This is a genomic window from Clostridium tertium (assembly GCF_902652255.1).
GTDB lineage: Bacteria > Bacillota > Clostridia > Clostridiales > Clostridiaceae > Clostridium > Clostridium tertium_A.
The window spans coordinates 97418-110264 of the sequence record NZ_CACRTO010000019.1; the positions used below are offsets into that span (position 1 = coordinate 97418).

General features: G+C 29.1%; 14 protein-coding genes and 1 other annotated feature (1 of these 15 only partly in view). Of the genes, 11 read left to right on the top strand and 3 right to left on the bottom strand.

All coding sequences use genetic code 11. The features are described from left to right. Nucleotides 1–12: 12 nt before the first annotated feature. From sufB to GPX08_RS08665, 11 genes are all read left to right on the top strand, one after another. Nucleotides 13–1422 carry a Fe-S cluster assembly protein SufB gene (sufB, locus tag GPX08_RS08615; RefSeq protein WP_156626403.1) on the top strand — a complete coding sequence of 470 codons (1410 nt, stop codon included), beginning with the start codon at nt 13–15 and terminating at the stop codon, nt 1420–1422. After that, nucleotides 1422–2528, top strand: coding sequence for a Fe-S cluster assembly protein SufD (sufD, locus tag GPX08_RS08620; protein ID WP_156626404.1), 1107 nt, complete (start codon nt 1422–1424; stop codon nt 2526–2528). Before sufB ends, sufD begins: the two co-directional genes overlap by 1 nt. Continuing rightward, nucleotides 2521–3747 carry a SufS family cysteine desulfurase gene (sufS, locus tag GPX08_RS08625; protein ID WP_156626405.1) on the top strand — a complete coding sequence of 409 codons (1227 nt, stop codon included), beginning with the start codon at nt 2521–2523 and terminating at the stop codon, nt 3745–3747. Before sufD ends, sufS begins: the two co-directional genes overlap by 8 nt. A gap of 4 nt (nt 3748–3751) precedes the next feature. Further along, nucleotides 3752–4177: an SUF system NifU family Fe-S cluster assembly protein gene (locus GPX08_RS08630; protein WP_156626406.1), complete on the top strand. Its 426-nt coding sequence runs from the start codon at nt 3752–3754 to the stop codon at nt 4175–4177. 333 nt (nt 4178–4510) lie between these two features. After that, nucleotides 4511–5842: a DUF21 domain-containing protein gene (locus GPX08_RS08635; protein WP_156626407.1), complete on the top strand. Its 1332-nt coding sequence runs from the start codon at nt 4511–4513 to the stop codon at nt 5840–5842. A 68-nt stretch (nt 5843–5910) separates the two neighbouring features. Then, on the top strand, nt 5911–6354 hold the full coding sequence (locus GPX08_RS08640; RefSeq protein WP_156626408.1) for a DUF2383 domain-containing protein: 444 nt from the start codon (nt 5911–5913) through the stop codon (nt 6352–6354). A gap of 39 nt (nt 6355–6393) precedes the next feature. Continuing rightward, nucleotides 6394–6630 carry a DUF1292 domain-containing protein gene (locus tag GPX08_RS08645; RefSeq protein ID WP_156626409.1) on the top strand — a complete coding sequence of 79 codons (237 nt, stop codon included), beginning with the start codon at nt 6394–6396 and terminating at the stop codon, nt 6628–6630. A 169-nt stretch (nt 6631–6799) separates the two neighbouring features. Beyond that, the gene (locus tag GPX08_RS08650; RefSeq protein ID WP_156626410.1) at nt 6800–7030 is read left to right on the top strand and encodes a hypothetical protein; all 231 of its coding nucleotides are present in this window, start codon (nt 6800–6802) and stop codon (nt 7028–7030) included. 75 nt (nt 7031–7105) lie between these two features. Beyond that, entirely contained in the window at nt 7106–7897 is a 792-nt protein-coding gene (locus GPX08_RS08655; RefSeq protein WP_156626411.1) for a hypothetical protein, read from the top strand. Between the two features lie 165 nt (nt 7898–8062). Continuing rightward, nucleotides 8063–8866 (top strand): zinc transporter ZupT, encoded by an 804-nt coding sequence (zupT, locus tag GPX08_RS08660; RefSeq protein WP_156626412.1) that lies wholly within the window; start codon nt 8063–8065, stop codon nt 8864–8866. A gap of 138 nt (nt 8867–9004) precedes the next feature. Beyond that, the gene (locus tag GPX08_RS08665; protein WP_156626413.1) at nt 9005–10171 is read left to right on the top strand and encodes an AI-2E family transporter; all 1167 of its coding nucleotides are present in this window, start codon (nt 9005–9007) and stop codon (nt 10169–10171) included. A 118-nt stretch (nt 10172–10289) separates the two neighbouring features. Here GPX08_RS08665 and GPX08_RS08670 read toward each other — a convergent pair whose 3' ends face one another. The 3 genes from GPX08_RS08670 to GPX08_RS08680 form a co-directional block, all read right to left on the bottom strand. Then, complete coding sequence (locus GPX08_RS08670; RefSeq protein WP_156626414.1) at nt 10290–11093, bottom strand: TPM domain-containing protein; 804 nt, start codon at nt 11091–11093, stop codon at nt 10290–10292. Nucleotides 11094–11095: 2 nt separating this feature from the next. Continuing rightward, nucleotides 11096–11665, bottom strand: a complete 570-nt coding sequence (locus tag GPX08_RS08675; protein WP_156626415.1) for a LemA family protein — start codon at nt 11663–11665, stop codon at nt 11096–11098. A 62-nt stretch (nt 11666–11727) separates the two neighbouring features. After that, a complete protein-coding gene (locus GPX08_RS08680; RefSeq protein ID WP_156626416.1) occupies nt 11728–12630 on the bottom strand; it encodes a prenyltransferase in 903 nt (300 codons plus the stop codon). Nucleotides 12631–12768: 138 nt separating this feature from the next. Then, nucleotides 12769–12847, top strand: a binding site (T-box leader) (it continues 152 nt past the right edge of the window).

Sequence of the window (12847 nt, forward strand, 5' to 3'; positions counted from 1 at the left end):
AGGTGACCGGCTTTGGAAATTAAGAAGAAGACCTATGTAGAAGACGTTGAAAGAGGAATCTATGACGTTAAAAATGAAGATAAATTTGAATTTAAGACAGAAAAAGGATTAACTAGAGAAATAGTTGAAACTATTTCAATGGAAAAAGAAGAACCAGAATGGATGAAAGAGTTTAGATTAAAATCTCTTGATATATATAACAAAATTAAATTACCTACTTGGGGACCATCTCTAGATGAATTAGATATGGATAACATAGTTACTTATGTTAGACCTAAGTCAAAATTAAATGAAACTTGGGAAGATGTTCCAGAAGATATCAAAAAGACATTTGATCTTTTAGGAATTCCAGAAGCAGAAAAGAAATCTCTTGCAGGGGTTGGAGCTCAGTATGATTCAGAAGTGGTTTATCATAGCATAAGAGAAGATTTAGTTAAACAAGGTGTAGTTTATACTGATATGGAAACTGCTGTTAGAGATTATGAAGATATAGTTAAGCAATACTTTATGAAATGTGTAACACCAAGCGATCATAAATTTGCAGCATTACATGGTGCAGTTTGGTCAGGTGGATCTTTTGTTTATGTTCCAAAGGGAATTCATGTAGATATTCCATTACAATCATACTTTAGATTAAATTCACCAGGAGCAGGACAATTTGAGCATACATTAATTGTTGTAGAAGAAGGAGCAAGTTTACACTTTATAGAAGGATGTTCAGCTCCTAAATATAATGTAACTAATTTACATGCTGGTTGTGTTGAACTATTTGTTAAAGAAGGAGCTACTTTAAGATATAGTACAATAGAAAACTGGTCAAAGAATATGCTTAATCTAAATACTAAGAGAGCAATAGTTGAAAAGAATGGAAGAATAGAATGGGTATCAGGTTCATTTGGATCTAGAATATCAATGCTTTATCCTATGAGTATTTTAAAGGGTGAAGGTGCTAGAGCAGAATTTACTGGGGTATCATTTGCAGGTAAGGGTCAAAACCTTGATACTGGAGCTAAAATAATTCATGCAGCCCCAAATACATCATCTACTATAAATTCTAAATCAATTTCAAAAAATGGTGGTGAAGCTACTTATAGAGGTGTAGTTAAGGTAAATGCAAATGCGCATAACTCTAAGTCAGTAGTATCTTGTGAATCATTGATGTTAGATAATTTATCTAAGTCAGATACTATACCTGTTATAGATTTAATGAATGATGATGTAGAAATCGCACATGAAGCTAAGATAGGTAAGATTAGTGATGAAGCTATATTCTACTTAATGAGTAGAGGTATAACTGAAGAAGAAGCTAAGTCAATGATAGTAAGAGGGTTCGTTGAACCGATATCTAAGGAATTACCATTAGAATACGCAGTAGAAATGAACAACTTAATTAAGCTTGAATTAGAAGGGAGCATAGGATAATGAACAGTAATATAAGTTTTAATAATATTAATAAGACTCCTGTAAGAACTAAAAGCTGGTTAAAAGTTAATGATGTAACATTAAAAGATTATAATCCTCCTAAGATTGGAGAGTTTAATAATTATAAAGTAACTGGTAGCGATTTAGATGGAGTTACAATAGAAGAGTTTAGAAAAGGAAAAGTATTTCCATTAAATAAGAAATTTAAATATGGAGCATCAGAAGAAATAGTAAATCAAGGAGAATTTGATTTTAATAGAGGCTTCATAATAAATATAGATAAGAGAGCTAAGGTAGATGGATTAATAGAAATTGAATTTAACTTAGATGAAAAAAACAATGCCTTAGTTGATAATATAATAGTAGTTGCAGAAGAGGAATCAGAAGCAAAAATATTAATTAAATATAATTCAAAAGATCAATCTGAAGGATATCATAATGGGATATGTAAGATATTCAGTAAGGATAATAGTAAAATTCAAGTAATTAAAGTGAATTTATTAAATAACAATACAGTAAATGTAGATTCAAACCTATCAGATGTAGGATACTACGGAAATGTAGACTTTGTTTCAATAGATTTAGGTGGAAGTGTTAGTATTACTAACTACCATGGAGATTTAGCAAAGGAAAGTTCAGAATCAACATTAAGCTCTATCTACCTAGGTGGAGATAAGAAAATTATAGATATGAATTATGTTATTACTCATACAGGTAGAAGAAGCAACGCTAATATTACTACAAGAGGTGCTTTAAAAGGTGAAGCAAGTAAAATATTCAGAGGAACTCTTGATTTTAAGAGAGGAGCATCTAGAAGTAAGGGTGTTGAAGATGAATATTGCATGATCTTGTCACCTAAGGTAAAGGCAAAAGCATTGCCATTATTATTATGTGAAGAAGATGATGTATCTGGAGAACACGCAGCAGCTTCAGGTAAAATAGATGAAAATAAGTTATTCTACTTAATGAGTAGAGGATTAGATTACAATGATGCTAGAAGAGTAATTATTGAAGGGGCATTTAATCCTATTATAGATAAGGTTTGTGATCAAACAACAAGAAATGAAATCTTAGCGTTAATAAAGGAATCACTAGACAATGAATAAAGATTATTTAAAAGATTTTCCGACATTAAGTAAAGAGAAGAATGGTAAAAGAATAGCTTATTTAGATAGTGCTGCTACTACACAAAAGCCAATAGCTGTAATTGAAGCTATTAAGGATTATTATGAAAAAATAAATGCGAATCCACATAGAGGTGCCTATGAATTAAGCGTACTTGCAACAGAAGCTTATGATGAGGCTAGAGAAAAAGTTAGAGAGTTTATAAATGCTGAACATTCTAAAGAAATAATATTCACTAAAAATGCTACAGAAGCATTTAATTTAGTAGCTATGTCATATGGAATGAGCTTCATTAATGAAGGAGATGAAATAGTTATTTCTATAGCTGAACATCATTCAAATTTAATTCCATGGCAACAAGTAGCAAGAGCTAAGGGTGCAATATTAAAGTATATGTACACAGATGAAAATGGTGAGCTAACAGACGAAGAAATAAAATCAAAGATAACAGATAAAACTAAGATAGTAAGCATTACTCAAGTGTCTAATGCACTAGGAACTATTAATCCTGTAAAAGAAATAGCAGAATATGCTCATTCAAAAGGGGCTATAGTTATTGTAGACGGAGCTCAAAGTGTTCCTCATATGAAGGTAGATGTAAGAGACATTAATGCAGACTTCTTAATAATAGCAGGTCATAAATTGCTAGCACCAATGGGAATTGGAGTTTTATATGGTAAAAAAGATTTGTTAGAAAAGATGCCTCCTTTAATGTTTGGAGGAGATATGGTAGAATATGTATATGAGCAAGAAACTACCTTTAATGTATTACCATATAAGTTTGAAGCAGGTACACAAAATGTTGAAGCTGCAGTAGGTTTATCTAAGGCAATAGACTATCTAAATGAAATAGGAATGGAAAATATAGAAAAGCATGAAAAAGAACTCGTTTCATATGCTTTAGATAAGATAAATAAATTAGACTATGTTAAGATTTATGGTCCTAAAGAAGTTGAGAAGAGGGGTGGAGTAATATCCTTTGAAATAGAAGGGGTTCATCCTCATGATGTTGCATCAATCTTTGATACTTTTGGTGTATGTATAAGGGCTGGAAATCACTGTGCACAACCTCTAATGAGATATATGGGAATAAATGCTACATCTAGAGCAAGTATATATTTATACAACAATGAAGAAGATGTTGATAGGTTAGTGGAAGCAATAGAAAAAACATATGAGATGTTCTCAAAATGGAGGTAGAGCAATGGATTTAAATGAAATTTACACAACCCTAATAATGGAGCATAGCTCTTCTAAGCATAATAGAAGAAAGTTAGAAAATCCAGATTTATGTGAAAAGGGTCATAATCCAAGCTGTGGAGATGAAATTGAATTAGAATTAAAGCTTGATGGAGATATTATTGAAGACTTAGCATTTACAGGCCAAGGATGTGCTATATCTCAGGCTTCAACTTCAATGATGATAGACCTATTAAAGGGGAAAGATAAAAAAGAAGCTTTAGAATTAGTTGAAACTTTTATCGGTATGATAAAAAGAGAAATTAATGATGAAGAAGAGCTTGAAGCACTTGAAGATGCTATTGTACTTAAAAATATTTCTAATATGCCAGCTAGAGTTAAATGTGCTGTACTTGCATGGCATACTTTAAAAGAAGCATTCAATAAATAGAGCTGATTTAGACAGCTCTATTTGCAATTAAAAATTAAGAATGAGAAATTAAAAATTAAGGATGTAATTCTTTCAGAATTACTACAATAAATTATTAAAAAAAACTCCGTAAGGAGTTTTTTCATTAGTTCTTAATTTTTCACTCTTCATTATCAAGAGAAATGCAGATAATTAACGTTTTCTTAAGAGAAACTAGAGTATATCAATATAAATATTAATAATTTGAATAATTAAGATAATTTAGACAGTATAGTTATAAATAGAAATTTGAAATAGTAATAATTATTATGATAGAATAAATTCATTATATTTAAAAATAAGGAGAAGAAGTAAATGGAAGGTAGTCCCGGGAGTAGTTTAATTTTAATTTTAATCTTAGTTGTTATTAATGCTTTTTTTGCATCAGCAGAAATGGCTATAGTATCATTGAACAAAACAAAAATAAGTATTTTAGCAGATGAAGGAAATAAAAAAGCTATATTGTTAAAAGGAATAATGAAAGATCCTAATAACTTTTTATCAACAATACAAGTTGGTATAACATTAGCAGGTTTCTTTGCATCAGCTTCAGCAGCAACTTCAATTTCAGTTGGCTTTGCAAATCTATTAAGGAACATTAATGTACCATATAGTGATAGTATAGCATTAGTACTTACTACAGTTGCTATATCATATATTACATTAGTTCTTGGAGAACTTGTTCCTAAGAGAATAGCTCTTCAAAATTCGGAAAAACTAGCTATGTCATCTATTAAAACTATTATATTTATATCAAAAGTGACCAAGCCTTTTGTATGGTTTTTATCTTTTTCAACAAACTTAATACTTAAGATATTAGGGATAAAAACTGAAGGCGTAGATGAACAAATATCTAGAGAGGAAATAAGAAGCTTAATTGAAATAGGAGAAGAAAATGGTGCCATAAATCAATCTGAAAGAGAAATGATAGATGGAATTATTGAATTTGATGATACAACAGCTAAGAAGATAATGACACCTAGAACTGAAACCTTTTTACTAAATGTAAATGTAAAAATTAGAGATTGTATAAAAGATGTATTAGACGAGAATTTTTCAAGAATTCCTGTTTATGAAGATGATGTCGATAATGTTATAGGAATTCTTCATATGAAGGATTTATTCGCTAGCATAGTAGAAAAAGGTGTTGATAATGTCAATATCAGAGATTTACTAAAAGAGCCAAGTTTCTTTATTGAAACGAAGAACATTGATGACTTATTTAAAGAGTTAAAAGAAAAGAAAGCTTATATAGCTATACTTATAGATGAATACGGTGGTTTTTCAGGTATCGTAACTATGGAAGATATAATAGAAGAAGTTATGGGAGAGATACTTGATGAATATGATGAGAATTTAGATATAGAGAAAATCGATGATGACAATTTTATTGTAAGTGGACTTATGACATTGGAAGATGTTAATGACTTCTTAAATATAGAGTTAGAATCAGAATTTTCAGATACAATAGCTGGGCTATTTATAGAAAAGCTTGGTGAAATACCTAAAAGTACAAAAAATTGTGAAGTTACATTTGATAACATTACATTAAAGCTTTTAAAGCTTGATGATAAGAGAATAGATAAGATTCAATTAATAATAAATTATAGAGCAAAGGAAAAAGAAGAAGAAGCAGTACTTTGTTAAAAAAGTAGTATATAATGCATAGCACTCCTTTATATTAGAAAAACTAATATAAAGGAGTGTGTTTTTTTATGCAGGATAAATTAATAAAAGAATTAAACTCTCATTTACAAGGTGTAATAATGGGAGAAAATGAAATGACTAAATTAAAAGAAAAAGTAAAAGATTATAGACTTACAGTTTTAATTAATAACACTTTACTTACAGTAGAAGAACATAAAAAGATTATTTTAAATGAAATAAAAGAGTTAAATGGCGAAGCTGTAAAAGAAGAAGGAATGTTTGGCAAGTTAGTTGAAATATTCAATGGTATTAAGGAAATGACTATAGATACAGATAAACAAATACTAGAAAAAGCTATAAAAGGAACGGAAATGGGATTTAAATCTATTTTAGATTTATTAATCAAGGAGTCAAATTTTCATGAGCATCTTGAAAAGAGTTTAATTAAAATATCAGATATGTACAGTGATCATATAAAAGAAATGCAAGAGTACTTAATAACAATTAAGTAGATTATAAATTTAGAAATAGCAATCTTAAGGAGGCAAAAGATGAGTGATAGAACTATGGTTTTTAATGATGAAAATGGAAATAAGGTAGAATATGCAATTTTAGAACAAAAACTTATTTGTGGTAGTGAGTATGTTGCTATGGCACCTGTTAAAGAAAAATCAAATATAGAAATATATAAGATTAAATTTGATAAAGATTGGAATGAAACTTTAAGTGAGGTTGAATCAGAAACAGAAATAAAAATGTATAAAGAAGTTTCTGCATTAAATTTCTAATAATAATTTGAAGTAGATATTCATTTAAATAGGCTATCTTAGGATAGCTTATTTTTTTGATTAAGATATAAGTAATTGAAGCTTTTATATCTAATTTGTTCTTTTAAGTTCACAAATAAAAATAACTATGAATAATATAAAGTAAAATATTTTTTAGGAGTAGTATTCAATGAATAATTATAATTTAATAATGAGACTCCAAGCAAAGATGCAGGACCCTAGATTTGCCGAAAGATTTAATAGAATAGCCTCAGAGCTTAATAGTATTCCTGGAGTTCAACAAGAAGTATTAAGAATTGCTCAAATTGATGATGAGAAAAGAAGAGAAAAAGCTATTTCAAGACTTCCTGATAGAGTTAAGCAACTAGTAAGAGAGATAGTATCTTTACTTAATGACTAGAAATTAATATTTAAGAACAAAAGAGTAAGATAAGCATAATATGTAATATAAAAACAGTACAAGGAGATAAAAAAGATGGGAACTAATAATGAAAAATATTCTGGAAATCTTGATGAAATTTTAAATAGGATTCAAGATGATGGGACAGAATTCAATTTTAATGAAAATATTAATTTCGACAACTTTGCAGGTGATTTTGACTTTTCATCTTTAGATGATTATGATGATTTTACTAATTTTAATGCAGATACTTTTAATAACTTTAATGCAGATAATTTCAATAATTTTAATGAGGATACTTTTAATAACTTTAATGATGCAAATAATCTAAATACTGCAAATAATGTAGATGATGTAAGTGATGCAAGTATAGACAACGAAGTAGATGCATTCGCTAGAGAATCTGATAATTCTAGACGTGATCCTGGATGTAACCCTGGATGTAACCCAGGATGTAATCAGAATGAATGTGGAGTTGTTGATACTAGATGTTGGTTTGAGAAAGGCTTAAGAGAAGGTTTAGCACGAGGATTTTCTAAAGGGTATAGATGTGGATTTGACAATGGTAAAGAAGCTGGATTTAGAGAGGGATTTAGAGAAGGTTTAGAAAGAGGTTTAAGTAGGGCGGATGAGCTTGCTAGAGCTAGTTTCCAAAGGGGCTTAAGAGAAGGTTTTAGAAGAGGATATAGAGCAGGTTATCAAAATGGATTCCGAGATGGATGTAGACAAGGCTTTGAAAGAGGAGCTAGAGTTGGATTTAGACGAGGATATGACAGAGCATTAAGAGATATGCAAAGATTTATTAATCAAAACTTATCTAATAATGGATGCAATAATAACAATGGAAATTGGAGAAGTTGCTCATAAAATTTAAACATGATATATAATAAGAATTGATTTAAATAATATAATATTTTAATTAAATATAATAAAAGAGAGACTTTAATAATATTAAGGTCTCTCTTTTATATATTAATTGAAAAATAAAGCAAGTCAGTGTAAAATTAACATATATGAATAAGGAGGTAATATATGAATAATGTAGGACTAGCTTTTCTAATTACATTATTTGCCGGACTTGCCACTGGAATTGGAAGTTTAATAGCATTTATAGCGAAAAGTACAAATAAAAAGTTTTTATCAGTAAGTTTAGGATTCTCTGCAGGGGTTATGATATATGTATCAATGATTGAAATATTTACAAAGGCAAAAGATTCATTAGTTTCAGCATTAGGAGAAAAGCAAGGAAATTACTTAACGGTTATTTCATTTTTTATAGGAATTTTTCTAATTGCAATAATAGATAAGTTTGTACCAAGTGGTGAAAATCCACATGAATTTAAGAACTTACCATCAGAAGCTGATGAAGAGACTAAGAGGAATGCAGGGCTTCTTAGAATGGGAATGTTTACATCATTAGCAATAGCAATACACAATTTTCCTGAGGGGCTTGCAACATTTGTTTCTGCCCTAAATGATATGAAGATAGCAATTCCAATAGCTATAGCAATAGCCATACATAATATACCTGAAGGAATATCAGTATCTGTACCTATTTACTATGCAACTGGAAATAAGAAGAAAGCATTTTTATATTCATTTCTATCAGGAATGGCGGAACCTGTTGGTGCATTAGTAGGATATTTCTTTTTAAGAAGTGTATTTAGTGACTTATCCTTTGGTATTATTTTTGCAATGGTAGCAGGAATAATGGTGTTTATATCATTAGATGAACTGCTCCCAGCTGCTGAAAAGTATGGTGAACATCATTTATCTATTTATGGATTAATATTAGGAATGATAGTAATGGCAGTAAGCCTTTTATTATTTATTTAGATGAAGGGCACGGATGTGTCCTTTTTAAATATAATTTTTACATTAATAAATTATGAACTTTACAAATTATATAAAATAATGGGGTATAATAAACTATAATTGTAATGACAGAATAAATATATTAAAGAGAGGTAAATTATGAAAATTAATTGGAATAATAAATATACGACTATAGCGGCATATTCATTTATAGTTGCAGTTTCAATCATCTTATTTTATTTAGCAATATCTCAAGTTTCAATATTCACAGACAAGCTACATTCAATATTAATTATACTTCAACCTTTCATAATAGGCTTTGTTATAGCTTATTTAATTAATTTCTTATTAGAGTTTTATGAGAATAGAGTATTTGAAAATAAGTATATAAAGAAAGTTAACTTAAAATCTAAGAGAGGCATATCAATATTTTTTGCTTATATATCTGCATTTTTTATAATAAGTATGGTAATAAAATTTCTATTACCACAAGTTACAGAATCCATTGTGGGTTTAATTAATGATATACCTGGTTACATTACAAATACCACTAACTTTGTAAATGACATAATTATAGATTTAAATATTGAAGAACAGTATTCTGCAATTTTAATGGAAAACTTCAATAATTTAGTTAACTATATCCTTGCTTTCTTAAGAGATCTTATACCAGCAATAGGAGGATTTGTTGCAAGACTTGCCTCAAGCATTTGGAATTTAGTATTAGGGATTATTGTATCAGTTTATCTATTAATTGATAAAGAAAAGCTATGTGGATTAAGTAAGAAAATAACTTATGCTTTATTTTCAGAAGATAAAGCGCAGTCTATAATTGCATTAGTTCACAAGAGTAACTATACATTTGGAAGATTTTTAATAGGTAAGATAATAGATTCATTAATAATTGGAGTATTAACATTTATTATTTTAACTATATTTAAAATGCCTTATACAATTTTAGTTTCAGTAATAGTTGGAATAACAAATATAATACCGTTCTTTGGACCTTTTATAGGAGCTATTCCTTCATTTATTATTATATTATTTATATCTCCAGTTCAAGCTTTGTGGTTCTTAGTAATAATTCTATTTATACAACAATTAGACGGTAATATAATTGGACCTAAGATATTAGGAGACACAATCGGAATATCTGCATTCTGGGTATTATTTTCTATTTTAGTTGCAGGAAAGGTCTTAGGGTTAGTAGGGATGATTATTGGAGTTCCATTATTTGCTGTATTCTATTCTGTAGTTAAGACTTTTATAGAAAGTAAATTAAAGAAAAAAGGATTGAAAACAGAAACAAAGGATTATATAAAATAGATAACAATAAAAGAACTTTACTACTAAATATAAATTATTAGTATTGGCTGCCTTACGGCAGTCAATACTAGAGTAAATATTATCGTCTAATTAGCATTAGAAAGATAGTATTTATTTTTTACCAATTACCTGAGGAACCTCCACCACCAGAAGAACCTCCACCGAAGCCACCAAAGCCACCACCGCCGGAAGAACCTCCACCGAAGCCGCCGAAACCACCTCTACCACCACGTCTATTACCTCCAGTAATGAAAAGGATCTTAAAGATTAACATTGTGAATCTTCCACCATTAAAAATTAAGTCAATCAATACGAGTACTCCAACTATTCCTATGATACTAAATCTAGAAATATCTCTATAATCATAGTTTTCCTCCGGAATAGTTATATTTAAGGATTTATCTAAAGTAACTCCATACTCATCTGCAATTATATCACTAAAGGCACTATAGCTATTAACGATACCAGTTCCATACTCTTCTGTACTAAATTTCTCCTTAGCTAAGGATTCCATAACTCTATTACTTAAAGCATCTGGAATAGCACCCTCTAAACCTCTGCCTACTTCAACTCTCCAAGATCTATCTTCAAGAGCAATTAAGATCAGTAGACCATTATCTTTATTTTTTTCTCCAATCCCCCAAGTTCTAAAGAGATTCAGAGCATAACTTTCAATTGGTTTTCCATCTGTGCTATTTACTATAACTGTAATAGCTTGTGCTCCAGTTTTATCTTCTAATTCTTTACCGATAGATATTATTTCCTCTTTTTCATCTTGAGTTAAGACTCCTACATAATCATTCACATATTTATAATTAGTAGGAGAGGGGTAATTAGTTTCAGCAGAAGTAATTTGAAAAAAACTTATTAATAATAAAAGAGAAGATAATAAAAAGACTTTTAAATTAGATATAATTCTCATAATTATCTAGTAAAATCTACTGATGGCACTTCACTAGCATTATCACTTGCTTTGTAAAGTGGTTTTTCTTCAAATCTAAAAATTGAAGCTACTATATTTGTAGGGAATCTTCTCAATTTAGTATTATAATTAGTTGTTGCAGTATTATAGTCTTGTCTTGCAACAGCTATTCTATTTTCAGTTCCTTCTAATTGTATACTTAAGTCTTTAAAATTCTGATTTGATTTTAAGTCTGGATATCTTTCAACAATTACTAATAATCTAGATAAAGCATTTGATAGATCGCTATCTGCATTAGCTTGTTCTGTAACATTAGTAGCTCCAGATAATTTACTTCTTGCATTTGCGATATCAGTAAAAATATCTTTTTCCTGTGAAGCATAGCCTTTAACTGTATTAACTAAGTTAGGTATTAAGTCAGACCTTCTTTGAAGTTGAGTATCTATATCTGAAGATGACTTATTGACTTGTTGCTCTAAGCTAACCAAGCTATTATAACTAGATATTATTGGGAAAGCTATTATAGCAATAATTACAACTATAGCTATTAATATCTTTACTCCATTTTTCATAAAAAACACACTCCTTTCCATATATACATAGTATATGTAGAAGAGAAGTGTGTTATTAAAAATTATCCTATTAATAATGTAACAATAAGTAATAATGTAAAAGTCCAATGTAGGTTATTAGTATATGGAATACCAAGTTTTTCAAAGCTACAAACAGCCTTATGAGCTTTAAGAGCTATAGGCAAAGTAATAAAAACTAATAAAGTTATGATAGGATAAAATCCTAATATTACATATATTGCAGTTAGAATGTATGCACCAAAAACTAAAAATCTATAAATATAAGTGCTGATCTTACTTCCAATCCTAACACTTAATGTTCCAAGACTTAAGTTAGAATCTCTTTGGAAATCTCTCATTTCATTACTTATCATTAATGCCGGTATAATAAACGAAGCAGGTAATGATAGTAAAATAGGATATAAACTTAACTCCATAGTGAAGGGATATGAGGCACCAAGTACCATCAATGGTCCCATTGTTATAAAAGAAATTGGAACTCCTAGACCTTTTCTTTTAAATACAAAAGGTTCTCCAGTATAGGAATAAGCTCCAAATATACCTATTAACCCTATAATAAGCATTTTATAATCAGTTATGTAAACTAGGTATAAGCCAATTAAAGATGCTAGTCCAAAGCAAGCCATAGCCCAAAGGAAAACATAAATATCAAAGTAAGTTCTATTAACTCCTAAAAATTTTACCTTTCTTCCACTAGGTCTATAATATCTAAAACTACCTTCAAAATAATCATTAACTAAATTAGCACCTGATTGAGCTAATAGTCCAGCAATTGTTACAAGAATTACTAATAATAAGTCCTTAGAATCTAAAAAATTAATTGATCCCATTTTATAGGCAGATACTATACCCAAAGTTGTGGAGCCTATTGCAAGTGTTAATGAGAAAGGTCTAAATGCTTTCCATGAATCTTTAATAAACTTAACTATATATTCTTTATCCAAAATATCATCTCCTTTTATGTTCTGCAAGTTAAAATAATAACATAAACAAAATATTCTTTCAAATATATAAATAAAATAAATATTAATATTGACAAGGCTACTAAAAATGATATAATTAAATCATAGTATTCCGATATGAATAAAACGAAGATGAGGAGAGTAGTTAATAAATATTATTAAAGAGAGGGTTAGTTTGCTGAGATAACCTATAATATTG

Bases quoted from the DNA above. Each gene is read 5' to 3' on its own strand.
- sufD (WP_156626404.1), top strand. From the start codon at position 1,422: ATGAACAGTAATATAAGTTTTAATAATATTAATAAGACTCCTGTAAGA.
- sufS (WP_156626405.1), top strand. From the start codon at position 2,521: ATGAATAAAGATTATTTAAAAGATTTTCCGACATTAAGTAAAGAGAAG.
- GPX08_RS08630 (WP_156626406.1), top strand. From the start codon at position 3,752: ATGGATTTAAATGAAATTTACACAACCCTAATAATGGAGCATAGCTCT.
- GPX08_RS08635 (WP_156626407.1), top strand. From the start codon at position 4,511: ATGGAAGGTAGTCCCGGGAGTAGTTTAATTTTAATTTTAATCTTAGTT.
- GPX08_RS08640 (WP_156626408.1), top strand. From the start codon at position 5,911: ATGCAGGATAAATTAATAAAAGAATTAAACTCTCATTTACAAGGTGTA.
- GPX08_RS08645 (WP_156626409.1), top strand. From the start codon at position 6,394: ATGAGTGATAGAACTATGGTTTTTAATGATGAAAATGGAAATAAGGTA.
- GPX08_RS08650 (WP_156626410.1), top strand. From the start codon at position 6,800: ATGAATAATTATAATTTAATAATGAGACTCCAAGCAAAGATGCAGGAC.
- GPX08_RS08655 (WP_156626411.1), top strand. From the start codon at position 7,106: ATGGGAACTAATAATGAAAAATATTCTGGAAATCTTGATGAAATTTTA.
- zupT (WP_156626412.1), top strand. From the start codon at position 8,063: ATGAATAATGTAGGACTAGCTTTTCTAATTACATTATTTGCCGGACTT.
- GPX08_RS08665 (WP_156626413.1), top strand. From the start codon at position 9,005: ATGAAAATTAATTGGAATAATAAATATACGACTATAGCGGCATATTCA.
- GPX08_RS08670 (WP_156626414.1), bottom strand. From the start codon at position 11,093: ATGAGAATTATATCTAATTTAAAAGTCTTTTTATTATCTTCTCTTTTA.
- GPX08_RS08675 (WP_156626415.1), bottom strand. From the start codon at position 11,665: ATGAAAAATGGAGTAAAGATATTAATAGCTATAGTTGTAATTATTGCT.